This is a genomic window from Limnohabitans sp. 2KL-3 (assembly GCF_001269405.1).
Taxonomy (GTDB): domain Bacteria; phylum Pseudomonadota; class Gammaproteobacteria; order Burkholderiales; family Burkholderiaceae_C; genus Limnohabitans_A.
In genome coordinates, this window is the sequence record NZ_CXON01000001.1 from 394,689 (window position 1) to 420,433 (window position 25,745).

Consider the following 25,745-nt stretch of genomic DNA (forward strand, 5'->3'; position numbering starts at 1 on the left):
GGCTCAGTCCACCGTGGCGCCAGAGATCTTCACACCCTCGGCCCACAACTCGATCTGGCGCGTCACAAACTGGCGAAACTCATCTGGCTTGTTGCCCACCACGGTGCTGCCCAGCTCGTTCATCTTCTGCACCACGTCGGCTTGCTTGAGCGCATCGGCCAAGTCCAGCGCCAGCTTGTCCACCACCGGCTTGGGCGTGCCCTTGGGCGCAAAGAAGCCGGCCCAAGGCGCGGCATTGAAATTGGCAAAGCCTTGCTCGGCCACCGTCTTGTAATCGGGCGCACCGGGCGCGCGCTGGGGGGTGGTGATGGCGATCATCTTGAGCTTGCCCGCCTTCAGGTGCTGCTGCACGGCTGGCAAGCCGGTCACACCCACCATCAAGGTGCCGCCCAGCAAGTCAGTGATCATGGGCGTGCTGCCCCGGTAGGGAATGTGGGTCAGCTGCACATTGGCCTTGGACTTCAGAATTTCCATGCCCAAGTGCGATGCCGTGCCGTTGCCGTCCGAGCCATAAGAGAGTTTGCCCGGCTCTTTTTTCAGCAGCGCGATCAACTCGCTCAGGTTGTTGGCCGGCACCTGAGGGTTGACCACAATCGCGTTCGGGTAGATCGTGGCCTGTGTCAAAGGCTCAAAGTCATTGAGCGGGTGGTAGGGCATCTTTTTATACAAAGAGATGTTGATCGAGTGCGAACCCGTCACGCCCAGCACGATGTTGTAGCCGTCCGGGGCCGACTTGGCCACCAGGTCCGAGCCCACGTTGCCGCCCGCGCCTGCTTTGTTGTCGATGACCACCGGCTGGCCCCACTTGGTGCTGAGTTTTTCGGCCACCACACGGGCCGTGATGTCGGTGGCACCACCGGGTGGAAAAGGCACCACGATGCGCACCGGCTTGTTTGGGAAGTCGGTGGTTTGTGCGGCCACAGGGCCGCTCAGCCAGGCGGCGGCCAGTACAGCGGTCGTCACAAGGGTTTTCTTCAACATGGTGTTTTCTCCTGGGATGAATGCCAAAACGGAAAGGGACGGGCGTCAAGCGGGGCGTGCAGCAACTGCGCGGCCCAATCAACGGCCTGCGCGGCAGGCAGGCTGCCCTCGCAGTAACTCAAAAATTTGTCCCGCAGCTCGGGCTCGGTGAAGGGCATTTGCGCATCGCCGGGCACGGCCGTGATGACGTGCTCATGCCGGGTGCCGTCGCTGCAGTCGATCAACACCCGCGCACCGCGCTGTTGCTGCTGGGTCCACGGGGCATCGATTTGCACCTGCACCTTGGCTTCCAGCGCACGCAGCAACGGGTCTTGAAACTGTGGATCGCGGTAGACCCAAGGGTCGAGACGCCCCCAGCGCAGCATGGCGGCCAAACCGAAGCTGAGGGAAAACTGCGCCTGCAAAGGCGTTTGGGGTGCCCGGTTGCCGCAGTAAATGGTGGCCTCTTCATAGACCTGCAGCACCACGCGATCGATTTTGGCCACATCCAGCGACAGCCGCAGCGCATGGGCGGCCAAAGCACCGTAATGCACATGGCGCACCGCCGCATAGGGCTTGAAATAGGCGTGCAAAAGTTGAAAACCCCGCGAATCATCCCAAGGCAGGGGCGGCTTGCCCAGGCCAATCTGGGCATATTCGGCCAGCGCCCCGGCAGGTGCCGTGATGCCACTGGCCACAGCCAGCGCGGCACTTTGGCCCAGCTGCGCTGCGTGGCCCAAATAGGTGTTGCGCGAGGTGTCGCCCGAACGCACGGGCAAATACAAACTCATGGGCAATTGGCAAGCAGCCACCTGAACCGCTTGCGCGATCTGCTCGGGGCTCAGCCCCAGCGCGTGCGCCACGGCAGCGGCTGCGCCCAAGGCTGGCCAGTTGCCATCGACGTGCATGCCTTTGTTGATGCGCAAGCTCGCCCCCATGCGGGCCCCGACCTCGTAACCCACCACAAAAGAGGTCAGAAATTGCCCATACGTCAGCTGCGAAGCCATCGGCAAGAGCGCTGCCAAAGCCGCCACCCCCGGGCGTCCATGGGCACCGGCATGGCCCTCGCAGGCCTCATCCCAGCAAGCGGCCATGGCCAGCACCATGGCGGCATGGGCCGCCGACAGGCCCGGACCCCCATTCGGATTGAGCCGGAATCCGCCGGGGTCGGCGGCTGCAGCGGCCTGCGAGAGGCTGGCCACGGGCTGTGCCCGCAAACCCGCTGTGATGCAACCCAATGTGTCCAGCACCAGCCAGCGGGCATGGGTTTGCAAGGCAGGTTCGGCCGCGAGGTCAAGCCGGGCGAGTTGATTCAAAATCGACAGCAATTGAGCGTTCATGTCCAGTCCACGTAGCCTGCCACTCTAATGCGTGTTCCCAAGCCCACACCGCACGCACGCGACAGGTTTTCTGGCATCACAGCCGCAAGATGAACGCCAGCCCTGCCCACTGAACACGATCCTTCGTCCATGCCTCACGTCCCCCGTCAACCCTTGAAGTCTTCAGGTTTAGGGCCTTTCAGCTTTTGGCTGTCTTTGCCCCAGCTCATCACCTGGGGCAGCGTGTTCTACACTTTTTCCTTGCTCATGACCCCGTTAGAGGCCGAACTGGGCATGAGCCGCGCCGAATCCTCGGTGGCGTTCAGCTTGGCCCTGTTGGCCGAAGGCTTGATGGCGTATCTGGTGGGGCGGTGGATCGACGCTGGCCATGAGCGCTGGGTCATGGGTCTGGGCTCTGTCTGGATTGGGCTTGGCCTGCTGGGCCACAGTGAAGTTCAGTCGGTGGCTGGTTTTTATGCGGCCTGGATCTGGCTTGGACTGGGCACGGCCGCGACTTTTTATACGCCGGCGTTTGCCGTGGTCACCCGGCGCTTTCCACAAGACTTTCGGCGGGCCATCATCACCCTCACCTTTTTGGGCGGTCTCGCCAGCACGGTGTTCATCCCCTTGTTTTCGTGGTGGATGAGCTTGTGGGGCTGGCGTCATGCGCTGTGGGCTTTGGCTGCACTGCAGTTTTTGGTGTGCGCCCCATTGCACTTTTGGCTGCTGAAAAAACCCGCTGAGCAGCCCCACGCCCACACCTTGGCTTCGCATCACGCCAGCGCACACGCCCCCACCCCCCTGTCGGTGCGCGAACACCTGCGCCACGCGCCCTTTTGGTTGTTGGCTTTGTTCATGGTGCTGACCATGTCGGTGACCTCGGCCCTGCCCGCACACATGATCGCTTTGCTGCAAGAGTCCGGCCTGTCCCCAACCTGGGTCATCGCCATCCCCGCAGCCATTGGCGTGATTCAAGTGGTCGGCCGTCTGGTGTTGTTTGTGTTCGAGCGGTATTGGGACGTGCACGCCGCCAACCGCTGGATTCCAACGCTGATCCCGGCGGGCATTGTGGCCTTGCTGCTGGGCGGCTTGAACCCTGTGGCCTCGCTGGTGTTTGTGTTGCTCTATGGCTTGGGCAATGGCATGAACACCATCGTCAAAGGCACGGCCATGGCGCAATACGTCAGCCGTGCGCATGTGGGCCAGCTCAATGGCTTGCTGGGCATGCCGATTGCCTTGGCCCGGGCTGCCGCGCCTTTGACGCTGGGCCTGCTGTGGTCACCGCAACACGGCTACACCCTGGCGCTGTGGTGGCTGCTGGCGGCCAGTTTGCTGGGCACTGGGGCGCTGTGGGCCGCGCAGCGGTATGCCCTCAAGCCCGGGCACTGAGTCGGGTTCCGTGCCCCCTTATATCTACCTTGGCATATATAACCAACTAAAAAATCGTTCCCATGTCTTTGGCGGCTGACCACAATCGCGCCATCTTCTGTTCATCACCTTCAGGAACGACCCACATGAAACGCCTCTCTGCCCTGGTCCTGGCCTTGTCGGCCACCGCCTTCTCCGCATCCGTTTTCGCCACACAACCCCTGCTCAGCCCTGCCGAGCTGCAGGCCAAACTCTCCGACGCCAACGTGCGCGTGATCGACATCCGCGACCCCAAGTCGTATGCGGCCAACCACATCCCCGGCGCGGTCAATGCGCCTTATGGAACTTGGCGCGGCCCGGCCAACAACCCCGGAGAATTGCCCGCCCTGCCCAAACTGACCACCCTGGTGCAAAGCCTGGGCCTGACCCCCAGCACCCACGCGGTGATTGTGTCGAGCGGTGCCGATGCCACCGACTTTGGGGCCTCGGCCCGGGTTTACTGGACCCTGAAAGTGCTGGGCCTCAAAGAGCTGTCGGTGCTCAACGGCGGCGTCAAGGGCTGGACCACCGCCGGTTTGCCACAAAACAACCAGGCCGTGAAAGTGGCTGCCAGCAGCTTCCAGCCGCAAATCGACAAGAGCCTGGTCGCCACCAAGGAAGAACTGGTCGCCCGCGTGAAAGCCGGTGACGCCGCCTTGATCGACGCCCGCCCTGCCGAATTCTTCAAAGGCGACACCCGCCATGTGGCCGCCAGCGTGCCCGGCACCTTGCAAGGCGCAGTGAACGTGGAACACGACAAATGGTTTGCCCCCGGCACCTCCACCTTTGTGAGCACCGACCAAGCCCAAAAAGTGGCCGCGGCCAGCCCCATCGACCCAGCCAAAGAGACCGTGTCCTTTTGCAACACCGGCCACTGGGCAGCAACCAACTGGTTCGCCATGTCCGAAGTGCTGGGCCAGAAAAACGTGAAGCTCTATGCGGGCTCGATGGTGGAGTGGTCCAAAGACGCCAGCGGCCTGCCCATGGCCAACGTGCCCAGCCGCCCCAAGCAACTCTTGATCGACGCCAAGTTCTGGGCCGAGAAAACCTTCAAGTAAATTCAGGTCATGAAACGCCTTCCTTTGGCGGCCTTGCTGGCCGCCTTTTTCATCTTTTTGGCGCTGTCCGTGTCCATCCGCCAAGCCGTGCTGATGCTGGTGGGCGTGGGCATGGGCGCGGCTTTGGCAGCCGCCCGCTTTGGTTTCACCACCGGCTGGCGTCAACTCATTGAGCAGCGCAACCCACAAGGCGTGACCGGCCAAGTTCTGCTGCTGGCACTGGCCAGCTTGGCGGCGCTGCCGCTGCTGGGCCAGTTTTCTGAACTGCACGCGGCCCTCGGTCCACCGAGCGTGAGCTTGCTGGTGGGCGCTTTTGTGTTCGGGCTGACCATGCAAATTGCCGACGGCTGCGGCTCGGGCAGTTTGTACAAAGCGGGCCTGGGCGTGCCGCTCAACATGGGCATCTTGCCGCTGTTCGCCTTGGGCAGCTTCCTAGGTTCGGTGCACCTGGACAGCTGGTTGTCACTGGGCCAAACGGCCCCGGTCAGTTTTTATGCCGAATACGGCACCGGCGGCGCTTTGGCCTTGACGCTGGCCCTGCTGGCCGCCGTGTTGGTGGCCGTGCGCCTGTGGGTGGGCGCGGGCCAAAGCTGGTTCGACAAACGCTGGGTCTGGGGCGCGGTGGCGCTGGCCGTGTTGGCGACTTTGAACTTGCTGCTGGCGGGCCAGCCTTGGGGCGTGGTCTATGGCTTTGGCCTGTGGGCGGCCAAGATCTCGGTGGCACTGGGCACGTTTGAGCCTGCGACCAATGCCTTTTGGGGCCAAGCGGGCAACGCGCAGCGCCTGACCCAAACCGTGTTCATGGACGTGACCACCATCACCAACATCGGCATTTTGGGCGGTGCGCTGTGGGTCTCGGCCAAGGCCCCGGCCGCTAGCAAGCCCCTCACCACGCAGCAATGGGTGATTGGCCTGGTGGCCGGTTTCATCATGGGTTACAGCTCGCGCCTGGCCTTTGGCTGCAACATCGGCGCCATGCTCAGCGGCATCTCCACCGGCAGCCTGCACGGCTGGCTGTGGGTGCCTTTGGCGTTTGCGGGCACCTTGATTGGTGTGCGCGTGCGCCGCCACTACCAGTTCTGATGGAGGCCACATGAACACGACGCACAAACTGCAAGCGGTTTTCTGGCTCACCCTGGCCGCTTTTTTGGCCTGGGACTTTCAGGCCTCCAACCCGGTGGACCTGCGCAACGAGCCGCCCCTGATTGCGGCAGGCTCGGGCCAGGCGAGCAGCGGGGGGCATTGCTCAATGGCGAAGTGAGGTGAAAAGGTGAGGCTGAAAGCCAAATTCCAGCCCTTGACCTCCGCCGCTCAGGCTTGACCGATCGGTGCTGGATGGCTATTCTTCCTTACCGCATCGTAAGGAAAAATCATGCTCAGCACCCTGACCAGCAAAGCGCAAATCACGCTGCCCAAAGATGTACGGCAGATGCTGCAACTCGAGCCCGGCGACAAAGTGGCCTTTGTGGCGCAGGCCAATGGGCAAATTGTGGTGAGCAAAGCTTCCAAGGCCTCCTTTGCCAGCTTGCGCGGCTTGCTGCCTGCGCCCACCCAGGCGCACACGGTCGAAGAAATGAACCAGGCCATCGAAGCACAGGCCAGCGGCAAGCCTTTGCTTGCGCGCAAAACACGCAAGCCTTGACATGCTGGCGGTCGACACCAACGTCCTCGTTCGTCTGATCACCAACGACGACCCCAAGCAAGCGCTGCGCGCGCAAATGGCCTTGGACACCGAACTGGATGCAGGCCGGGAATGCATGGTCGGGCACATTGTGGTGTGCGAAGTGATGTGGGTTCTGAAGGGGCTCTACGGGTATTCATTGGCGCAATGCCAAGCCACTTTGGCAGCCCTGCTGGCTTTTCCCGGACTGCGCTTCGAGGCCATGCCGGTCTTGTTATCCGCCGCCAAAGCCTGGCAAAACCAGGGGGGAGATTTCGCAGATCAACTGATCGGTGCACAAATGCAGTCACTGGGCTGCGAAGCCGTTTTGACCTTCGACAAACGGGCCAGCAAGTCAGGCACACACCGCGCTGTTGAGGTCAAGGACTTGGGACGTCGGGGTTCTATTGATCCGGCCCTGTGAAGTTTGAAGTGCAAGGCTTGCCTTGGGTACAGTCATCAGCGATAGGGGCATTGTGTGAACCCCGCCCTCGGGGCGATTCTGGGTGGTCTGCGGGGCTTTATCGCGACGAGGGCGTCGCTCCCACAAAAAAAGCGTTCATGCAAACTTCACCTGGCCGGATCAATAACATTCAGCGGTCATGCCCCCTGCACCTGCCGCAAATGCAAACGCGCAGCGGTTTTGACGGCTTCGGTCAGGCGCTGGGCTGAAGGGGCCTTGCGCGCACCGCTTGGGGTGGACGTGCCTTGCAGACCGCCCGGCAAATCGGCTTGCATCATGCGCACCTGTTTGACATGGGCCAGCAGGCTCTGACCAGCCGGGGTGGCGCGCACTTGACGGCGCGGTGGCATTGATGATGTGGGGCACAGCCGCGTGGCTGGGCTTCAGTCTGGTTTGAATGGGCACATCGGCTGAGCGTCTGCGCAGCAGCGCAGCAGCGCACCACGCATCTTCGCCCACGAGGTGGGCACCTACAAAGTCCATGCGCAGACAGTTCAGCGCATTACCGTGTCAACCAGCGCCGCGCCGCAAAACTCAGCGCGTCCACAAAGGCCACCATGAGCAGCATGGCCGCCAAAATGGTGGCGGTCTTGTTCATGTGGAACAGGCCCATGTGGAAAGACAGCATCTGGCCCAAGCCACCCGCGCCCACCACGCCCAGCACAGCGGCGGCGCGGATGTTGTTTTCCCAGCGGTACAGCGTGTAGCTCATGAGTTGCGGCAGCACCTGCGGCAAAGTGGCATAAAAGAACACGCGCAGCGGACCCACGCCTTGGGTGCGCAGAGCGTCGCCGGGGCCGGTGGGGATGTTCTCCATGGCTTCGGCAAACAAACGGCCCAGCACACCACTGGTGTGCAGCGCCAGCGCCAAAGTGCCCGCCATGGGCCCGAGACCTGCCGAGATCAACAACAACGCGGCCCACACCAATTCAGGGATGGCGCGCAGGGCGTTCAGCAACCAACGCGTGGGGCTGCGCAACCAAGCCGGATCTTGGGTGGACATGCGGCTGGCGGGCACGGCCAGCGCCAAGCCCAATACAGCCGCAATGGCGGTGCCCAGCGCCGACATGGCCAAGGTTTCCCAAGCGGCCCCAACCACCTTGTTCACAAACACGGGCGACAAATCTGGTGGAAAAAACTCCGCCACAAAGCGGCCCATGCTGCGTGCCGCTTCCATGGACGCAAAAGACGCCCAGTCCAGGTCGAGCGAGACAAAACTGGCCACCACCAAGACCAGCAAAGCCAAAGTGAACCAACACGCTTTGCAGCGCGCATCAAAAATCGGCGGCGGCAATTTGTAGGGCGGGTTGGCCGCTTCGCGTGAAGAAAACAAGGTGCCTGAAGACTTCATGCCAGCGCCTTTCGCAGCCAGGCGCTCACGCGGTCGGCCAGCGCCACCAGCGCAATGAAGACCAGCAGCATGGTGGCCACATCGCCGCCGTTGAACATCTTCATGGAGTTGTCCAGTTGCTGGCCCAAGCCCCCCGCACCCACAAAGCCCAGCACCACCGACGAGCGGATCGCACATTCCCAGCGGTAGACGGTGTAAGAGGCCAACTCAGCGGCGTGACTGGGCAGCAAGGCGTACACAAAGGCCTGCAGGCGGCCACTGCCATTGCGCATCAGGTTTTGGGTGGCGTGGCTCTCGCCGCTTTCCAAAATCTCGGCGTACACCTTGCCCAGCATGCCGCCATACGTCAGCGCAATGGCCAGCACACCCGCCGTGGGCCCCAGGCCCACCACACGCACAAACACCAATGCCCAGATCAACTCAGGAATGCTGCGCAGCACAATCAGCGTGGCCCGCACCAGCCAGCGCAGCACCGCAGGCCAACGGTCCATGCGGCCCGACAAAGCCGACAGCGACAAAACCCGCGTGGCCAACAGGCTCAAAGGAATGGCCAGCACCAGCGCCAACGTGACGCCCGCAGTGGCCATGGCCACGGTGCGCCAGGTCTCACGCACCACCATGTCCATGAACTCGGCGTTGTGGATCAGCGGCCAAAAGGTGGACAAGAACTGCGCCGTCACTTTTCGGTTTTCAGGCTCCCACAGCACCCACAAACGGAACTCGGTGGCCACACCCAATGGCCACAACAGCACCAAAGCCAGGCTCAACCAAAACAACCGCTTGAAAAAAGCCGGGTCGCGGGCAGGCGCATCCCGGCGAGGCCGGGGCGTTGGCAGGTGTGAAAAAGAAGCGGTCATCTTGAGCGTGGCGCAGACAGCTACAGCGTCAACGGCAGTGCATCACCACAGGCGCGGACTGGGATGCAGAGGCTTGTGCTGAGGGCATGGGCGGGGCTTCGCCACGCAACTCGTGCTCGAACTGGTCGTACAAATGTGCCAAGCGTTCGGGGCTGACCTGCGCAGAGGGCAAGTCAAACACCAGCTCCCCATCGCGCAAGCCAATGATGCGCGGAAAGTGCGCCAGCGCCATGTCCACCTGGTGCAGTGTGGCCACCAACGTGACCTGACGCTCGGCCGCCAGGCTCACCAAAGCGGCCATGGCCATGCGGGCGCGCATCGGGTCCAGCGCCGACAGCGGCTCGTCGATCAGCCACAGGCTGGCCGGAGCCAACAGGGCGCGGGCCAGACCCACGCGTTGGCGTTCACCGCCCGACAGGCGGTCCACACGGTCGAACAATTTGTCGCCCAGGTCAAAGTGCACCAGCGATTCGTAAGCGGCCGGGATGTCGGTGGGGTAGAACAAGGAGCGCAGGCTGGACCACAAACCCATGCTGGGCAAACGCCCGGCCAGCACCGAGGTCACCACACGTTGGCGCGGCGGCAGCGGCGGCACCTGCGGGGCCAAAAACAACTGGCCGCGCAAACGGCGCAAGGCGCTCGCCGATTGTGTCCAAGGGTCCACGTCCGACAACTGCAAGCGGCCTTGGGTGGGCCGCTGCGCACAGGCCAGCACCTGCAGCAAAGTGGTTTTGCCCGCGCCCGACGGGCCGATGATGGCCACCTGTTCGCCTGCGACCAAACGCAGGTTCAGCGCACGCAAGGCCGCTGGCGCGCCCGGCAGCGCGGCTGGGTGCCGCGCCTCCAAGGTCGAGAGTTCGATCTTCACCGGCGTGGTGCTCAGGCTTTAGAGCAAGCCCGCGCTGCGTGCGGCCGACTCGAGGCCCTTGTAGTTTTCGGGCGTGGTGGAGATGTAGCGGGTCGAGCGGTTGAGTTTGAGGATCTCGGCGTGCTCGGGGTTGGCGGGGTTCAGGGCCAACAAGGCGGCCTTGATTTTTTCGCGCAAGTCGGCAGGCATGTCGGCGTGCACCGACCAGTTGTAGTTGAAGTAAGGGGGCGTGGTGTAGAACACGTTCACGTCTTGCGTGTTGACCTTGTTTTCGGCCACAAACTTTTTCCAGACCGTGATGTCCAGGGCCGCAGCGTCCACCTTGCCACTGACCACCGAGGCGATGGTGGCGTCGTGCGCGCCGCTGTAGGCGATGCGCTTGAAGTCCTTTTCAGGCTCGATCTTGGCTTGCAGCAAAAAGCTGCGCGGCATCAGGTGGCCCGAGGTGCTGCTTTGCGAGCCAAAAGAGACTTGCTTGCCCTTCATGTCGGCCAGCGTCTTGATGCCCGAATCGGTCTTGGCGATGAACACCGACTGGAAACGTGTGTCTTCTTCGCGTTGGGCAATGGGCACGATCTTGCCGCCCGAGCGGATACTGGCTTGCACAAAAGTAAAGCCGCCAAACCAGACCACATCGACCTTCTTGTTGACCAGCGACTCCACGGCAGCGGGGTAATCGGTCACAGGCGTGAACTGCACCTTCATGCCCAGTTGCTTTTCCAGATAGTTGGCCAAGGGTGTGAACTTGCGCACCTGCTCGGTGGCGGCTTCCTCAGGGATGGTGGTCACGCGCAGCGTGGTCTGGGCTTGGGCGGCGCCGATGGCCGACAAAGCCAATAAGCCGGCACAGGCTGTGGACAGAATTTTGGAAAAGAAGGCGTGGGTCATGGTGGCTTTGCAAAAAACAAACAGCTGAGATTACACACTGAAACCCTTGCACCCCACCAGACAGTGGCCAAACATGCGCAAGTCTGCGGCTCGTGCAGTGACTTAATATGCCGCATGACCACGCCCCGATTCATCCAGCTGTACCAGCACAACGCCTTTGCTGTGGCGCAAGAACTCTTGCAGGGCCTGAGTGCCCCGCAGGCCTTCACCTCGCCCAAGTACCTGTACGACGCGCTGGGATCGCGCCTGTTTGAAGCCATCACCGAGCTGCCCGAGTACGACCTGACGCGCACCGAGGCGCAACTCATGCGCTTGCACAGTGCGGACATGGCCCGGCATTTGCCCGCAGACGCTTGCTGGATCGACCTGGGCGCAGGCAACTGCGAAAAGGCCGGGCGACTGCTGGGGCCCCTGCAGGCTGGGCGCTATGTGGCGGTGGACATTTCGGTGGACTTTGTGCGACAGGCCCTGGACAGCCTGCAGCGCCAGCACCCGGGCCTGGCCATGGCGGGCCTGGGCACCGACTTTTCGGGCGGGCTGGATTTGCCAGACGCGCTGGGGCTGGACCCGGCGCAGCCGCGCGTCTTGTTTTACCCGGGCTCGAGCATCGGCAACTTCACACCCGATCAAGCCCTGGGCTTTTTGCAAAGCCTGCACCGCGCTTGCGGCACAGCCCCGGGCAGCGGTTTGCTGATCGGGGTGGATTTGCTCAAGGACGCGGCCGAATTGGAAGCGGCCTACGACGACGCCTTGGGCGTGACCGCCGCCTTTGACCTGAATTTGCTGCTGCACATCAACCGCTTGGTGGGCAGCAACTTTGTGGTGCGCGACTGGCGGCATTTGTCGCGCTTCAACGCCCAGGCATCGCGCGTGGAAATGCACCTGCAAGCACGCCATGCGGTCCAGGTGCAGTGGCCGGGTGGCGAGCGGCTGTTTACGGCAGGCGAAACCATCCACACCGAAAACGCCTGCAAATGGACGGTGCCGAACTTCGAAGCCTTGCTGCGCTCGGCAGGCTTTGCCCAGACCCGCGCCTGGACCGATCCGGCCGAGCGCTTTGCGGTCTTGTGGGCCACGGTCTGATGGCGCTGGGCTTTTACAGCGCCACTGACCGAAAGCCCGCAAAAATGTCGCGCCGCTCGGGCACAAAGAAATTGCGGTAACGCACATCGACCACATGCGCCGAAGTGGCGGCACTGGCCCCACGCAGCACCCGGTGGCCGTGCCACCAGGGCGCTGAATAGTCGCGGTAAGGGTGCACCTCAAAGCCCGGATAGGGCGCAAAGTCACTGGCTGTCCATTCCCACACTTGGCCCCACTCAAAGCCGGGCTGCTGCGCGGCGCATGCCCATTCGGCCTCGGTGGGCAAGCGCCTGCCAGCCCATTCACACCAAGCCTGGGCATCGAACGCATTCAGATGCACCGCCGGGGCCTGCAGGTCGAGCTGCTGCCACTGGGCGAAGTGCTGTGCCTGCCAGATGCCGTCAACGCAACGAACATGGGGCGGCTGCGCATGGCCAGTGGCCTGCACAAAAGGCAGATACCGCGCCCAGGTCACGGCTGCGGCGTCGATCTCGAAAGCGGCCAGCGCCTGCGGATGGGCCTGGCGCTCGTTGTCAAAAGCAAAGCCTGGCCCCTGATGGCCCAAGGTGTACACCTGCGCAGGCACCAGGATGCCCCCATCCTGGCCCGAAGGCGCTTCATGCCTTGCCGCATCACCGGCCGTGGGTTCACGCCAGCACAGGGCCGGCGGCAAAGCCAGCCCCAGGGCTTGGGCCATGTAAACCGAGGCTTCGTTGTGCATGTCTTCGTGCTGCAGCACCAGACGCCAAAAATACAGCGCTTCGTCGCTCACACTCTGACCAGCTTCAAGGGCGGCTTGCAGGTGGTCCAGGCTTCGCTGCAGCACCTGCGCCAAATAGGCCTGCGTGCCGGCCAGGTCGGGCAGAGGCAAAGCCCAGCGGCTGTCGTGGGCGACTTCACTGGAGTTGTAGAGCGCGTCGGCATCGGGCAGCAGGGAGGCGTCAAACTCCGCGCCGCTGCTGGCACTGCGCGTGCCCAGGTGGCGCTGGCGGTTGCGCACCGTCCACCACTCCTGAAACCAGGCGATGTGGCCCCACTCCCACAGCGGCGGGTTCATGCTGGGCAAGGGCGGCACCGACAGATCGGGCATGGCGTTTTGCCAGGCCTGCATCAGACCCAGCGTGCGCTTGCGGGTGTGTTGCAAGGCCAGGGCCAGATCCGCCGCACTGGCCGTGCGCACCGCGCTGTGCACAGGCCCCAGACAGCCTGCAAAAGACCCGCCCATCGTCGCACTTGGACCTGTCTGCCCTGCCCCCGCCGAGGTACTCTCATTCATGTATAAAACGCCCATGCAAAAACTTCGAGTGGTGATTGTCAGCCCCGCCTTGGCCGACGCCAACAACGGCAATTGGCAAACCGCCCGGCGCTGGCAACAGCTCTTGTCTGCCCATTCTGCCCGCATCGTGCGCCAGTGGCCCGACGCGCAAGCCGATGATGACGACGTCATGCTGGCCCTGCACGCTCGCCGCTCGGCCGACTCGGTGCAGGCCTGGCACGCGCGGCACGGCCAGCGCGGCCTGGGCGTCGTGTTGACCGGCACCGACTTGTACCGCGACATCGCGCACGACCTGTTGGCGCAGCGCTCGCTGGCCCTGGCGCATTCACTGGTGGTCTTGCAAGGTCTGGGGGTGCGAAGCCTGCCCGGCGCGTACCAAGCCAAAGCCCGCGTGATTTTTCAGTCGACCAGCACACGTCAAACCCTGCCCAAAACCTCGCGCCACTTGCGGGTGGTCATGGTGGGCCATTTGCGCGAAGAAAAAGACCCGCTGACCCTGATAGCTGCGGCACGCCTGTTGCCGCCCGATGCGGGTGTGTTCATCGACCACATCGGGGCGGCGCTCGACCCTGCGCTGGGCCAGGCCGCACAGGCCACGCAGGCGCAGTGTCCGCATTACCGCTGGTTGGGTGCCGTGCCCCACACTCAAACCCTTCAGCGCATTCAACGCGCACACCTGCTGGTGCACTGCAGCCGCATGGAGGGGGGGGCACATGTGCTGATGGAAGCCATGTGCAGCGGTACACCCGTGCTGGCCTCGCGCATCGACGGCAATGTGGGTCTGCTGGGGGAAGATTACGCGGGCTACTTCGAGCCGGGCGATGCGCCCGCGCTGGCCCATTTTTTACGCGCCTGCAGGACAGCGCCAAACGGACACAGCCTGGTGGCACACTTGAGGCATCAGTGTGCCTTGCGTGCACCCTTGTTTGAACCTCAGGCCGAACGTGCCGCCTTGCACCACTGGGTGCAAGACCTCTGGACCTTTGATGAAACCCTCTGAACAACCCGTTCTGCGCGATCTGGTGCTGATAGGCGGCGGCCACAGCCATGTGGGCGTGCTGCGCATGTTCGCCATGAAGCCTGAGCCGGGCGTTCGCATCACCGTGATCTGCACCGACATCGACACGCCTTATTCGGGCATGCTGCCAGGCTACATTTCGGGCCATTACAGTTTTGACGAGGTGCACATCGACTTGGGCCGCCTGTGCGCTTACACCGGTGCACGCTTTTTCCACGATGCGGTGGTCGGCATTGACCGCCAGAACCAGAAAGTCATTTGCCAAAACCGCCCGCCCGTGGCGTACGACCTGTTGTCCATCAACATTGGCTCAACACCGCAGGTGCGCCATGTGGCGGGTGCCCAATCGCTGGCCGTGCCGGTCAAGCCGATTGCGCAGTTCAACCAGCGCTGGCTGGCTCTGCTCGACAAAGCCCGCCAGTGGCCAGTCCACCGGGGCCGCATGACGATTGCGGTGGTGGGTGCGGGTGCGGGGGGTGTGGAGCTGGTGCTGTCCATGCAGTACCGCTTGCGCAACGAACTCAAAGCGCTGGGCCGCAATCCCGAAGACCTTCAGTTTGTGTTGTTGACGGCGGGTGAGACGATTTTGCCCACCCATAACCCTGGGGTTCGAGCCCGCTTTGCGCGTGTTTTGCAAGCGCGTAATGTCACTGTCCACACGCAAGCCGAAGTGGTCGAGGTCTCGCCTGGCTGCCTGCACACGCGCGATGGCCGCACTTTTGATGCCGACGACACCCTGTGGGTCACCCAAGCCGGTGGCCCCGCCTGGCTGAAAAGCACGGGCCTGGCGCTCGACAAACAAGGCTTCATCCTGGTGCACCCCCAGCTGCAAACGCTCAATGACCCCTTGGTCTTTGCGGCCGGCGACATCGCCTCTTTTGTGGAACGCCCGCTGGAAAAAGCCGGTGTGTTTGCCGTGCGCATGGCCAAGCCCCTGGCCGAGAATCTGCGTCGCAGCCTGCGCGGCCAAAAGCTGCTGGCCTACGACCCGCAACGCCATTGGCTGGCCCTCATTTCCACCGGCAACCGCTTTGCCGTGGCCTCACGCGGCCCGCTCGGCTTTGCTGGGGACTGGGTCTGGCGCTGGAAGGACCGCATCGACCGGGAATTCATGCGCCGCTTCACCGAGTTTCCGGCCATGCCGGGGGCGGGTGGCCCCGCTCAACCCGGTGCCAGTGTGCGCGACGCCGTTCAGGCCATGGGTCAACTGCTCAAGGACATCCAGGCCCAAGGCAAAGCACCCACCACACACTTGACACTGACCTCCGAAGAATCGCTCCAAGCCATCTCGGCCATCGCCATGCGCTGCGGAGGCTGCGGCGCCAAAGTCGGCTCCAACATCTTGTCACGCGCTTTGGGCAGCTTGCAGCCGGTCGAGCGGCCGGATGTGCTGATCGGCCTGCACTCGCCTGACGACGCAGCCGTGGTACGCGTGCCACCGGGCATGGCCGTGGTGCAGACGGTGGACTTTTTCAGGGCCTTCATCGACGACCCGTATGTGTTTGGCAAAGTGGCCGCCAACCACGCGCTGGGCGATGTGTTTGCCATGGGCGGCGAGCCCCAAACCGCCACCGCCGTGGTCACCGTGCCGCCGGGCCTGGAGAGCAAGGTGGAAGACCTGCTGACCCAAATGATGGGCGGCGCGATCGAGGTGCTGAACGCCGCAGGCTGCGCCCTGGTGGGCGGGCACACGGGCGAAGGTGCCGAGCTGGCCCTGGGTTTTGCCATCAACGGCCTGATCGCCGAAAAAATGGACGGCGTGATGCGCAAGGGCGGCATGCAACCGGGCGATGTGCTGCTGCTGACCAAGCCGATTGGCACCGGCACCTTGTTTGCCGCACATGCCCGCTACGCCGCCAAAGGCCGCTGGATCGACGCGGCGCTGCAATCGATGGTGCTGTCCAACCAATCGGGCGCTCAAATTTTGCGCACCCACGGGGCCACCGCCTGCACCGACCTGACCGGTTTTGGCCTGCTGGGCCACCTGGTGGAGATGACGCGGCCGTCCGGCGTGGACGCCGAGCTTCAGCTGAGCGCCCTGCCGCTGCTCGACGGCGCGGTGGACTGCGTGCAGGCGGGCATCGTCAGTTCTTTGCAACCGGCCAATGTGCGACTGCGCCGCGCCCTGCGCAATGGTGACGAGTTCGTAGGCGACCCACGCTACCCCTTGCTGTTTGACCCACAAACCGCTGGCGGCTTGCTGGCCAGTGTGCCCGCAGCGCAAGCCGATGCTTGCGTGCAGGCGCTCAAGGCCGCTGGCTACGTGCACACCGCCATCATCGGCCGCATCACCGCGCAAGGCGAGGCCATCGAGCCGGTGCTGCTGAAAACCTGAACATACTTAACGCTCTGAACACGCCATGACCACCGCACACCTGACCCACCCCATCACCCTCAACACCGACCGGACCCAGCGCTGCATCGTGCACAGCCCATCGCTCGACTGGGTGGACTCACCCGCCTCAGGCGTGTCGCGCCGCATGCTCGAGCGCGACGGCGGTGAAGTGGCGCGCGCCACGTCCATCGTGCGTTATGCACCCGGCTCGGCCTTTGCCAAGCACACACACGGTGGGGGCGAAGAAATTTTGGTGCTCGAAGGCACGCTGCACGACGAGCACGGGGTCTACGGCCCCGGCACCTACATCAAGAACCCGGTGGGCAGCTCACACGCGCCGTCCTCTCCCGAGGGCTGCACGCTGTTTGTGAAACTGCGCCACCTGGACCCCCGCGATGACGAGCGCGTGGTCATTGACACGCGCCGCAGCGAGTGGCGCCAAGGCATGGTCGAGGGCTTGAGAGTCTTGCCGCTGAACACCTTCGAAACCCAAAACACCGCCTTGGTGCGCTGGGCACCCCAAACGTTTTTCAACCCGCACCGTCATTGGGGCGGCGAAGAAATTTTGGTGATCGAAGGCGTGTTCTCGGACGAGCACGGTGACTACCCCGCAGGCAGCTGGCTGCGCAGCCCGCACATGAGCCAGCACCAACCGTTCAGCCGCGAGGGCTGCTTGATTTTGGTGAAAACCGGGCACCTGGTTTGAACATGACATCCCCCACAACCCCCATTCGCGCCGTCGTGTTCGACGCCTACGGCACGCTGTTCGATGTGTACTCGATCGGCGCTTTGGCCGAAAAACTCTACCCCGGTCAAGGCGCAGCCCTGTCGGTGCTGTGGCGCGACAAGCAGATCGAGTACACGCGCCTGATCTCGCTGAGCGACCCCGATCCAAACGGCAGCAAGCATTACCAATCGTTTTGGGACATCACACGCGCGTCGCTGCGTTATGCACTGGCGCGTTTGGGCTTGGTGCACACCAGCGCGAATGAAGACGCGCTGATGGCGCAATACGCCCAGCTCACAGCCTTCCCGGAAAACCTGGGCGTGCTGCAAGCCTTGCGCCAGCGCGGCGTGGCCACAGCGATTTTGTCGAACGGCAGCCCCGAGATGCTGCAGTCGGCCGTGCACAGTGCGGGCATGAGCGAGTGGCTCGATGCGGTGCTGTCGGTGGACAGCGTGCGCCAGTTCAAAACCACACCCACCAGCTACCAACGGGTGCAGGACCACTTTGGCTTTGCACCCGCCGATGTCTTGTTTGTGTCGAGCAACGCCTGGGACGCGCTGGGGGCCACTTGGTTTGGTTTTCAAACCCTGTGGGTCAACCGTCAGGGCCTGCCGCCCGAGGCCATTGGCCCGGCACCGCAGCACACGGGCCGAGACTTGACCGAAGTACTCAAGATCATGGCTTGATAGGCCAATGAAGCCCAGGCCTGTAAGCCGCTTGCACGGCTTGGCTTTTTAGAATGCCGCATCGTTGAACCCACCGTTTGCAAAGATTTCCATGAGCCATCCATCTGCCTCGCCTTTGGCCTCCCTTGTCGCACCCCACGGCGTTTTGCGCGTGGCCATCAACCTGGGCAACCCGGTGCTCGCCGGGCTCGATGCGGCGGGTGAGCCCTCGGGCATCTCTGCCGATTTGTCACGCCTGTTGGCCGCACAGTTGGGGGTGGGCATTGAATGGCGCATCTTCAAAAAGGCCGATGAATCGGTGCAGTGCGTGCGCGCAGACGAGGCGGACATCGGCTTTTTTGCCATCGACCCTGTGCGCGGTGAAGGCCTGCATTTTTCACCGCCTTATGTGCAAATTGAAGGCGCTTACATGGTGCGCAGCGACTCGCCACTGCAAGGCAACAACGAGGTGGACCAGGCCAGTCACCGCGTGACGGTGGGCGCGGGCAGCGCCTACGATTTGTTTCTCACGCGCCACCTGAAACACGCCACCATCGTGCGTGCCCCCAGCTCGCCCGCCGTGGTCGATGTGTTCATGGCCCAGCAACTTGAAGTGGCCGCAGGCGTCAAGCAGCAACTGCAAGCCGACGCCCAGCGCCTGCCTGGCGTTCGTCTGCTGCCGGGCCGCTTCATGGTCATCCACCAGGCCATGGGCATGCCCGCGCAGCGCAGCGAAGCAGCGCGGCAATTTTTGAACAGTTTTGTCGAAGACGCCAAACAGTCGGGCTGGGTGGCAGAGGCTTTTGTGCGGCATCAGATCCAAGGCGCAGCGGTGGCCCCACCAGGCTATCCCGCACACGACTGATGGCCGTCAGGTCCGGTGATAAATTGGGGCTTGATTTTTCAACACATCCCAAGAGACAGCCCAATGACCTCCCCCAAAATCGACCGCCTGCCCGAAATCCCGCGTGAACAAATGACCGACGCCCAACGTGCGGCGGTGGACGAGTTGGTCAGCGGGCCACGCGGCAAACTCTCTGGCCCCTTTGTGCCTTTGATGCGCAGCCCCGAGCTGATGCGCCGCCTGCAAAAAGTGGGCGAATACCTGCGCTACGACAACACCGTGGGTTTGCACAATTCGGAATTTGCCGTGCTGGTGGTGGCACGCCACTGGTCACAGCCTGTGGAGTGGCACATCCACAAACCGATTGCCATGAAAGCGGGCGTGAGCGAAGAAACCTGCGACGCGATTGCCGAGGGCCGCCGCCCACCCAACATGACGGCGCAAGAAACCGTGGTGTACGACTTCTTGCAAGAGCTGCTGCACAACCAGTCGGTGAGCGACGTGACCTGGGCGGCAGCGCAACAGATGTTTGGCGACCAGGGTGTGATCGACATGACGGCGCACTGCGGCTACTACAGCTTGCTGGCCATGGTCATGAACACCACGCGCCGCAGCTTGCCGGACAACGCCGCGCCGGGCATTGCGCCTTTCCCCCAATGAGGGGCTGAACGCTGGCGCAGTCAAAGCCATGCAAGGCGTAGCTTTTTTGTAGGTGCCCACCCCGGGGGCGATGGGCGTGGCACACGACCTCAACAACGTCGCTCTCAACGGCATCGCCCTGAAAACCATCGCCCTACAAAACATCGCCCACGGGGTGGACTCCTACAACAAAAAAAAGGCTGACCTGCTCAAGACCTGAGGCCAAAACAGCCAAGGCATTTTCGAGCACGCTCAACCAAAGGCGTTGAGCGTTTGTCCTCCCGCCTCCACCGGGTGGGCATGCACCAGCACCACCGCCATCACACAGGTTTCAGTGCCCCGGTTGATCCAGTTGTGCACCGTGCCGCGCTGCACCATGACGTCGCCGGCCTTCAGGTGGACTTCCTCACCGGATTCGAGTTCCATGTCGATTTCGCCGGACATGACCACGATGTAATCCACCGAATCGGTGCGGTGCACGCGTTGCTGCACACCGGGGTGAAAGTCCAGAATGCGGAACACGGTGCCATTTTCAATGACCGAAAATTTGCCCTCACGCCGGCCTGCGTCCACATGGCCGTTGTTGTTGGCGGGGCTGGTGTCGGTGGTCCAGACGTTGCACACAAAACCGTTGGGGCGGCCTTGGCGGTAATGGCTGCAGACTTCGTCGATCTCGACGATGGCTTTGCCTTGGTCGTCGTGGCCGGTGACGACGCGGCGAATGGACGGGTTGATCGGGTTGGACATTCAATGGGCTCCTAGGAAAATAGGTTCAGTGGGCATCATGGGCCACGCGGCGCATGAAATCGGTCATGGCTGTCGCCAGGGTTTCTTCGTGCGGGCCCCAAGCCGAAAACGGCAAAGCAGGCACGTCTTCGTCCGCCACCGGCAGCTCAAACAGTTCGCAACCAGGGATCAGGGCCGCCGCTTCACGGCCATGGCGGGACACATGGGTTTTGTCGTTGCCGGGCACCACCCAGGTGGGCACACGGATGGCCTGCAGGGCCTCAATGGTCATGCCCAGCACCGGCTCTCGCGGGCCTTGCAAAAAAATCTGAAGCCAGTGGCGCATGACGGCCATGTATTGCTGGGGGTCCATGGCCATCAGGCGATCCTGGTTGCTGGGGTCTGCGGCAATCAGTTCCTGGTAATAGGGCGTGGCACACACCGCAGCCATGCCGCCTTGCTCGGCCGCGCGAATGAACTGGCCGTAATAGTTCTCGGGCAAGCGGCCCGCAGTGAAGGCCCCGCCCGTGATGCGCAGCAGCAGCAAGCCACGCACCGCATCGGAATGACGCGAACTGGTCAACAGGGCCAGCCGCGCCCCTGAAGAGCCGCCGCCAAAAAACGCGGGCACCGCGTTCAGGTGTTGCATCAGCTGCACCCAGTCGTCGGCCCAAATGTCTTCTTCACCCCGCTCACCTTCGATCAACACCTGCGAAGCCCCGGTGTTGCGCCGGTCGTGCAGCACCACCCGAAACCCCAAGGCCGAGATACGGCGCGCCAAGGGCACAAATTCGGCACCGCTGCGCCGACCGCCTGACACCAGCGCCAGCCATGGGCCTTGCTCGCCAAATATTTCATAGTGCAGGCGCACGCCTTCGTTGTTCACAAAGTCCATGGCTCAATCCAGCAGCACGGGCAAGTGCCAATCGATGGCCGATGCCACCGCATGGGCCACCTGCAGCACATGGCCCTCGCCGTGCATGGCCGCGCCGATCTGCAAAGCCATGGGCAAGCCTTGGGTGGACACGCCCATGGGGCAGGTCAAGGCGGGGTGACCGGTCAGGCTGAACAGTCGGTTGCAGGCACTGCGCTGCGCGGTGGGGTTCGCCATCAGGGCTTGCAGGGTTTCGGGCAAGGCTTCGCGACCTGGCCACATCAGCACGTCCACCTGCTCAGCCAGCAAAGTGCTGACCTGCTGTTGCCACACATCGGCCTGCACACGGGCCGCGTGATAGTTGTTCAAACTCAGTTGCGCTGCACCCGCCAGTTTTTGGCGCAAGCCCTGACCCAACTGGTCGGGGTGGTCACGCCAAATGTGCTGCAGTTGTTGAAACGCTTCGTAAGCAATCAGGGTATTGGCCGCCTGCACCACAGCGGGTTGTGGTGGCAAATCTACAGTGACCACCTGCGAACCTTCGGCTTGCAGTGTTTGCAAAGTCTCGTCAAAGCAGGCCTGGATTCGCGGGTCGTGCGTGGCCTGGCCGTTCTCAGTGTTGCGCCACAAGCCCGCAGGCACGCCAATGCGCAGCCCCCGAAGCACCGAACGCTGCACATCGGCGGTGCACGCGGTGGCCACATCGCTGCCGTGCCAGGCGTCCCAGATCAGGGCCTGGTCCAGCGCGGTGCGCGTCAAAAATCCGGCCACATCCAGGCTGGGGGCCAAGGCGATCACACCCGACATGGGGTAAGCATGGCGCGTGGGTTTGAGGCCCACCACACCACAGGCGGCCGCCGGGTGGCGTATCGAGCCGCCGGTGTCGGTGCCCGTGGCCGCCAGGCACAAACCTGCCGCCACCGCCGCACCCGAGCCGCTGCTGGAACTGCCGGGCATGTGCGCCAGATGCCAGGGGTTGCGTGCAGGCGTGAACAAGTCATCTTCTGAGGGCGAGCCAAAGGCCAATTCATGGCAAGCTGTTTTGCCCAAACTGATCACACCCAAACGCTCCAGGCCCGTCACCAGCGTGGCGCTGACCGTGGGCACCCAGTCGTGCAAATGCCGCGAGTGCGCGGTGGTGCGCACGCCTTGCGTGAGGTACACATCCTTGTGCGCCATCGGGATGCCATGCAAAGGCCCCCGGTATTGGCCTTGTGCGATTTCGCGGGTGGCTTGGTGCGCGGCTTGCATGGCGGCATCGAGCGTGGGCGTGACAAAGGCGTTGACTTGCCCATCCAGTCGCTCCATGCGGTCGATGTAGGCCTGCACCAGCTGCACCGGCGTGATCTTCTGCTGACGAATCAGGGCACTGGCTTGCGCCAGTGACAAGGCATGCAAGGGCGTGTCGGCGTGCATGTCAGCGGATGGGTTCGAGGGTGTCTTGATAGATTCGGCCCTGTGAAATTTGAAGTGAAAGGCTTTTCTTGGCACAGCAATCAGCGATGCAATCTGTATGTGAGCCCTGCACTCGGGGCGATGGGTGGTGGTCTGCGAGGCGCCATCGCGGCGAGGGCGCTGCTCCCACAAAAAAAGCGTTCACGCAAACTTCATCGGGCCGGATCAATAGGCTCATGCCTCAAGGCGCTGGCAGGGGGCTGGCCTTTTGAAACCAGTTGGCAATTTCCGAGCCATTCCAGAACACCACGCCGGGCTGTTTGGCCAGAAATTCCAGCATCATTTCAAAGTATCGGATGCGGTGCGCCGCCCCTGAAATGTAGGGGTGCACACCAAACGCCATGATGCGGGCGCCCTGCGCCGACTCGGCGTAAAGCCGCTCAAAGGCGTCTTGTGTGCGCACCAGCATCGCGTCCGAACGCTCGTGCGAGGTCAGCATGATGTTGATGTCGTTGAGCTCGATGGTGTAGGGCACCGACACCAGCGGTCCATGTTTCGTGTGCACGTATTGCGGTTGGTCGTCGAGCACCCAGTCGCCAAACCAGGACATGCCCAGTTCTTTGATCAGGTCGGGGGTCTCCAGCGTCTGGCTGCGGCCCGGGCCCAACCAGCCTTGCGGGCGTGTGCCCGTGAAGCAGGTCAGCACGTCCAGCGTCTGCTGCATCATGGCCCGCTCGTCCGGAATTTTTTGAATCGGGATTTGTTCGTAGCAATGCGCCATGAACTCCCAACCTGCGTCCAGCGCGGCCTGGGTCACGCGTGGACGGGTTTCGCACACCTTCGCATTGATCGACAGGGTTGGGCGAACACCCACATTTTTGAAAGCGTCCATGAGTCGCCACACGCCCACGCGCATGCCGTATTCATGCCAGCTCCAGTTGGGCACATCGGGCACGGGCGCTTGGCCCCCGGGTGGTGGCGAGACCATGCGCGGCATGGGGCGCGAAATGTCCCACTCTTCGATGTTGACCACCGGCCAGACCACCAGCCGAACACCTTCGGGCAGGTGCAAGGGGGGGCGATCGACGATGGCGGAAAAAGGCAAGCGGTCTTGCGGGCGCAGCACGTCGCTCATGTTCAGTTCACTCCACCGGGAATCGACGCGGCAATTTGCCGCAACTTGGCCGTCTCGGTCCGGATTTCTTGCACCATTTGATCCGGCGTGCTGCCCACCAAGCTCATGCCCATGCCGTTGAGCCTGCGCTGCACATCCGGGTCAGCCAGCGCGGTTTTGACCGAGGCATTGAGCCGCGCCTGGATGTCGGCTGGCAAGCCTTTGGGTGCAAAAATGCCCACCCAATAGGTCAGGTCGTAGCCCGGCAGGCCCGCTTCGCTGAGGGTCGGCACATCGGGATAACGCGGGTCACGCACCGAGCTGGTGGTGCCCAGGAAATTCACTTTGCCGGCATCGATGTGCGGTTTGGCTGCGCCATCAAAAATCACCTGGCACACCCCGGCCAGCACATCCTGCATGCCCGGTCCTGAGCCTTTGTAAGGCACATGCACCATGTCGACCTTGCCCATGGCGTTGAACAATTCGCCCGCAAAGTGCAAACCACTGCCCATGCCCGAAGTGGCGTAGTTGATCTTGCCCTTGTTTTTGGGGTCGCGGGCATAAGCCAGGAATTCGGGCAAAGTTTTGGCGGGCACTGTCGGGTTGACCACCATCAGCAAGCCGTATTTGCCCACCAGAGAAATCGGCGTGAAGTCGCTGACCGGGTCATACGACAAAGACTTTTCCACCACCGCCATGTAGGTCTTGGTGCCGTTGGTGGTCATCAGCAGCTGATAACCATCAGGGGCCATTTTGGTGACGGCTTCGCTGCCAATGCGGCCACCGCCCCCGGCCCGGTTTTCAATGACGATGTTTTGCCCCAGATTGCGCGACATGGCCTCGGCAATGATGCGGCTGGCCTGGTCGGAAAATCCGCCTGCGGCGTAAGGCACGATGGCCTTGATGGGGCGATGGGGGTAATTTTGCGCCTGGGCCAACAGGGCAGATGTGCCCAGCAGCAGACCCACACCCCATACTGCCCAGCGTTGGTGTCCAAAAGTCATCATCTGACCAGCCCCTTCTTTGTCTCGTGTTGTGTTTGCCTGTGGCTTTTCAGCGCAAGAAAAGACGACCACAGATTCAAAAACCAGTATGCGTGCTGTGTTTTGAGTTGGCAATCAGGGCGTTCCCCTTTTGCACTCTGCACGCACAAGCACTCGTCAAATATTCCAAATCATGGAATACTTTAAAAAATTTTTGAATCAACAAGTTTGCGACACCCTCCAACAGGCATCCTCTCGCCATGAAACCCCCTCCCAAAAATGAAGGTGCACAAAGCATTGGCCGTGCGGCCTTGCTGTTGCGCACTCTGTCGACTTTTGGTTCTCAAGGCGCCTCGCTGATGCAAATTTGCACTTTGACGCAGTTGCCCAAAGCCACGGTGCACCGCATTTTGTCGGCCATGCAAGAGGAACACCTGGTCGAGCGGCCCTGGGGCACACGCCACTATCGACTGGGGCCCGAGGTCTATGCCTTTGGCATGTCGGTGCTCAATGTGTTTGACATCAAAACGATCGCCCAACCCTCTTTCGAACGGCTGGCCCAGACCACGGGCGAAACGGTGTACTTGGGCATCCGCTGCGGCTACGACGCGGTGTGTCTGGACAAGCGACAAGGGCATTTGCCACAAAACGCCGAAATTTTGCAGGTCAATGACCGCTGGCCCATGGGCATTGGCTCTTTCAGCCTGGCCATCCTGGCCCATTTGCCCAACGACGAAATTGCCGACATTTTGGCCTTCAACCGACTGCGCAGCGGTGAAGACAAAACATTCAGCAAACTGACCAGCAGCATTCACAACACCCTGAAAAATGGCTATGCCTTGACCAAAACCCGATCTGCCCGTGGCATCTCGGGCATCGCCGTGCCCATCTTTGACCGGCGTCGTTACCCGATTGCGTCCTTGTGTGCTGTCTCGACCTTGGACCGCATGAAGGGCAGCTACCTGAGCGGACTGGCCGCCACCTTGCGACACGAAGCGGACATCATGTCCGCCCAATACGAGCTGGCCCGCATGAACCCGGCACAAGCCGAAACCTGGCGCACCGCCATCAAAGACCCCCCACCCCAACGCATCGCTTTTTGAGCGTGTCCAGCGACTGGCCGCCCCCAAGCCATGGAATACCCCCAGTCCTCAATTCCACATCACGGAACTTTGTCATTGGTCAATGTTGACCCGACTTTTAGAATGCCCGCACGATCAACAAAGACGGAGACT

At 62.5% G+C, this 25,745-nt stretch carries 28 protein-coding genes; 15 read left to right on the forward strand and 13 right to left on the reverse strand.

The window, feature by feature from the left end:
• Window positions 1-3: 3 nt before the first annotated feature.
• Entirely contained in the window at window positions 4-981 is a 978-nt protein-coding gene (locus tag AMM41_RS01920; protein WP_089952377.1) for a Bug family tripartite tricarboxylate transporter substrate binding protein, read from the reverse strand.
• Window positions 975-2,300 carry an MmgE/PrpD family protein gene (locus tag AMM41_RS01925; RefSeq protein ID WP_089952379.1) on the reverse strand — a complete coding sequence of 442 codons (1,326 nt, stop codon included), beginning with the start codon at window positions 2,298-2,300 and terminating at the stop codon, window positions 975-977. Before AMM41_RS01925 ends, AMM41_RS01920 begins: the two co-directional genes overlap by 7 nt.
• A gap of 129 nt (window positions 2,301-2,429) precedes the next feature.
• Between AMM41_RS01925 and AMM41_RS01930 the strand changes: the two genes are divergently transcribed.
• From AMM41_RS01930 to AMM41_RS01950, 6 genes are all read left to right on the forward strand, one after another.
• Window positions 2,430-3,668, forward strand: coding sequence for an MFS transporter (locus AMM41_RS01930; protein ID WP_089952381.1), 1,239 nt, complete (start codon window positions 2,430-2,432; stop codon window positions 3,666-3,668).
• A 125-nt stretch (window positions 3,669-3,793) separates the two neighbouring features.
• The gene (locus AMM41_RS01935) at window positions 3,794-4,744 is read left to right on the forward strand and encodes a sulfurtransferase (protein ID WP_089952383.1); all 951 of its coding nucleotides are present in this window, start codon (window positions 3,794-3,796) and stop codon (window positions 4,742-4,744) included.
• Window positions 4,745-4,753: 9 nt separating this feature from the next.
• A complete protein-coding gene (locus AMM41_RS01940) occupies window positions 4,754-5,827 on the forward strand; it encodes a YeeE/YedE thiosulfate transporter family protein (protein ID WP_089952385.1) in 1,074 nt (357 codons plus the stop codon).
• Window positions 5,828-5,837: 10 nt separating this feature from the next.
• Complete coding sequence (locus AMM41_RS21700) at window positions 5,838-6,005, forward strand: hypothetical protein (RefSeq protein ID WP_194944564.1); 168 nt, start codon at window positions 5,838-5,840, stop codon at window positions 6,003-6,005.
• Window positions 6,006-6,116: 111 nt separating this feature from the next.
• Window positions 6,117-6,386, forward strand: a complete 270-nt coding sequence (locus AMM41_RS01945; protein WP_089952387.1) for an AbrB/MazE/SpoVT family DNA-binding domain-containing protein — start codon at window positions 6,117-6,119, stop codon at window positions 6,384-6,386.
• Window position 6,387: 1 nt separating this feature from the next.
• Complete coding sequence (locus AMM41_RS01950; RefSeq protein ID WP_089952389.1) at window positions 6,388-6,828, forward strand: PIN domain-containing protein; 441 nt, start codon at window positions 6,388-6,390, stop codon at window positions 6,826-6,828.
• Window positions 6,829-7,004: 176 nt separating this feature from the next.
• Here AMM41_RS01950 and AMM41_RS22150 read toward each other — a convergent pair whose 3' ends face one another.
• The 5 genes from AMM41_RS22150 to AMM41_RS01975 all read right to left on the reverse strand — a co-directional run bounded on the left by AMM41_RS22150 (window position 7,005) and on the right by AMM41_RS01975 (window position 10,831).
• Complete coding sequence (locus AMM41_RS22150) at window positions 7,005-7,217, reverse strand: hypothetical protein (RefSeq protein WP_089952392.1); 213 nt, start codon at window positions 7,215-7,217, stop codon at window positions 7,005-7,007.
• Window positions 7,218-7,369: 152 nt separating this feature from the next.
• Window positions 7,370-8,218 (reverse strand): phosphonate ABC transporter, permease protein PhnE, encoded by an 849-nt coding sequence (phnE, locus tag AMM41_RS01960; protein ID WP_089952394.1) that lies wholly within the window; start codon window positions 8,216-8,218, stop codon window positions 7,370-7,372.
• Entirely contained in the window at window positions 8,215-9,075 is an 861-nt protein-coding gene (locus tag AMM41_RS01965; RefSeq protein ID WP_089952396.1) for a PhnE/PtxC family ABC transporter permease, read from the reverse strand. The genes phnE and AMM41_RS01965 overlap by 4 nt, the downstream gene beginning before the upstream one ends.
• A 28-nt stretch (window positions 9,076-9,103) precedes the next feature.
• A complete protein-coding gene (locus AMM41_RS01970) occupies window positions 9,104-9,943 on the reverse strand; it encodes a phosphonate ABC transporter ATP-binding protein (RefSeq protein WP_089952398.1) in 840 nt (279 codons plus the stop codon).
• An 18-nt stretch (window positions 9,944-9,961) separates the two neighbouring features.
• Complete coding sequence (locus AMM41_RS01975) at window positions 9,962-10,831, reverse strand: putative selenate ABC transporter substrate-binding protein (protein WP_194944565.1); 870 nt, start codon at window positions 10,829-10,831, stop codon at window positions 9,962-9,964.
• Window positions 10,832-10,945: 114 nt separating this feature from the next.
• Here AMM41_RS01975 and egtD point away from each other — a divergent pair, with 114 nt between their 5' ends.
• A complete protein-coding gene (egtD, locus tag AMM41_RS01980; protein ID WP_089952400.1) occupies window positions 10,946-11,914 on the forward strand; it encodes an L-histidine N(alpha)-methyltransferase in 969 nt (322 codons plus the stop codon).
• Between the two features lie 13 nt (window positions 11,915-11,927).
• On the opposite strand, the gene senA is transcribed toward egtD, so the two are convergent.
• Window positions 11,928-13,139 (reverse strand): selenoneine synthase SenA, encoded by a 1,212-nt coding sequence (gene senA, locus AMM41_RS01985; protein WP_089952402.1) that lies wholly within the window; start codon window positions 13,137-13,139, stop codon window positions 11,928-11,930.
• Window positions 13,140-13,203: 64 nt separating this feature from the next.
• Between senA and senB the strand changes: the two genes are divergently transcribed.
• From senB to AMM41_RS22350, 7 genes are all read left to right on the forward strand, one after another.
• Window positions 13,204-14,190 (forward strand): selenoneine biosynthesis selenosugar synthase SenB, encoded by a 987-nt coding sequence (gene senB / locus AMM41_RS01990; RefSeq protein ID WP_089952404.1) that lies wholly within the window; start codon window positions 13,204-13,206, stop codon window positions 14,188-14,190.
• The gene (gene selD / locus AMM41_RS01995) at window positions 14,177-16,543 is read left to right on the forward strand and encodes a selenide, water dikinase SelD (RefSeq protein WP_089952405.1); all 2,367 of its coding nucleotides are present in this window, start codon (window positions 14,177-14,179) and stop codon (window positions 16,541-16,543) included. The genes senB and selD overlap by 14 nt, the downstream gene beginning before the upstream one ends.
• A gap of 25 nt (window positions 16,544-16,568) precedes the next feature.
• The gene (locus AMM41_RS02000) at window positions 16,569-17,249 is read left to right on the forward strand and encodes a cupin domain-containing protein (protein WP_228769048.1); all 681 of its coding nucleotides are present in this window, start codon (window positions 16,569-16,571) and stop codon (window positions 17,247-17,249) included.
• Between the two features lie 2 nt (window positions 17,250-17,251).
• Window positions 17,252-17,956, forward strand: coding sequence for a haloacid dehalogenase type II (locus AMM41_RS02005; RefSeq protein WP_089952407.1), 705 nt, complete (start codon window positions 17,252-17,254; stop codon window positions 17,954-17,956).
• 91 nt (window positions 17,957-18,047) lie between these two features.
• Window positions 18,048-18,800: an ABC transporter substrate-binding protein gene (locus tag AMM41_RS02010; protein ID WP_089952409.1), complete on the forward strand. Its 753-nt coding sequence runs from the start codon at window positions 18,048-18,050 to the stop codon at window positions 18,798-18,800.
• Between the two features lie 63 nt (window positions 18,801-18,863).
• Window positions 18,864-19,439, forward strand: coding sequence for a carboxymuconolactone decarboxylase family protein (locus AMM41_RS02015; RefSeq protein WP_089952411.1), 576 nt, complete (start codon window positions 18,864-18,866; stop codon window positions 19,437-19,439).
• A 76-nt stretch (window positions 19,440-19,515) separates the two neighbouring features.
• Window positions 19,516-19,638 (forward strand): hypothetical protein, encoded by a 123-nt coding sequence (locus tag AMM41_RS22350; RefSeq protein WP_255350429.1) that lies wholly within the window; start codon window positions 19,516-19,518, stop codon window positions 19,636-19,638.
• Between the two features lie 32 nt (window positions 19,639-19,670).
• Here AMM41_RS22350 and AMM41_RS02020 read toward each other — a convergent pair whose 3' ends face one another.
• From AMM41_RS02020 to AMM41_RS02040, 5 genes are all read right to left on the reverse strand, one after another.
• Window positions 19,671-20,165 carry a cupin domain-containing protein gene (locus AMM41_RS02020; RefSeq protein WP_089952414.1) on the reverse strand — a complete coding sequence of 165 codons (495 nt, stop codon included), beginning with the start codon at window positions 20,163-20,165 and terminating at the stop codon, window positions 19,671-19,673.
• Between the two features lie 25 nt (window positions 20,166-20,190).
• Window positions 20,191-21,039 carry an alpha/beta fold hydrolase gene (locus tag AMM41_RS02025; protein ID WP_089952416.1) on the reverse strand — a complete coding sequence of 283 codons (849 nt, stop codon included), beginning with the start codon at window positions 21,037-21,039 and terminating at the stop codon, window positions 20,191-20,193.
• Window positions 21,040-21,042: 3 nt separating this feature from the next.
• The gene (locus tag AMM41_RS02030) at window positions 21,043-22,434 is read right to left on the reverse strand and encodes an amidase (protein ID WP_146186321.1); all 1,392 of its coding nucleotides are present in this window, start codon (window positions 22,432-22,434) and stop codon (window positions 21,043-21,045) included.
• A 220-nt stretch (window positions 22,435-22,654) separates the two neighbouring features.
• A complete protein-coding gene (locus AMM41_RS02035) occupies window positions 22,655-23,548 on the reverse strand; it encodes a polysaccharide deacetylase family protein (protein WP_089952420.1) in 894 nt (297 codons plus the stop codon).
• 2 nt (window positions 23,549-23,550) lie between these two features.
• Window positions 23,551-24,534 (reverse strand): Bug family tripartite tricarboxylate transporter substrate binding protein, encoded by a 984-nt coding sequence (locus AMM41_RS02040; protein WP_146186322.1) that lies wholly within the window; start codon window positions 24,532-24,534, stop codon window positions 23,551-23,553.
• A 236-nt stretch (window positions 24,535-24,770) separates the two neighbouring features.
• On the opposite strand from AMM41_RS02040, the gene AMM41_RS02045 reads away from it, so the two are divergent.
• A complete protein-coding gene (locus AMM41_RS02045) occupies window positions 24,771-25,613 on the forward strand; it encodes an IclR family transcriptional regulator (RefSeq protein WP_089952425.1) in 843 nt (280 codons plus the stop codon).
• Window positions 25,614-25,745 lie beyond the last annotated feature (132 nt).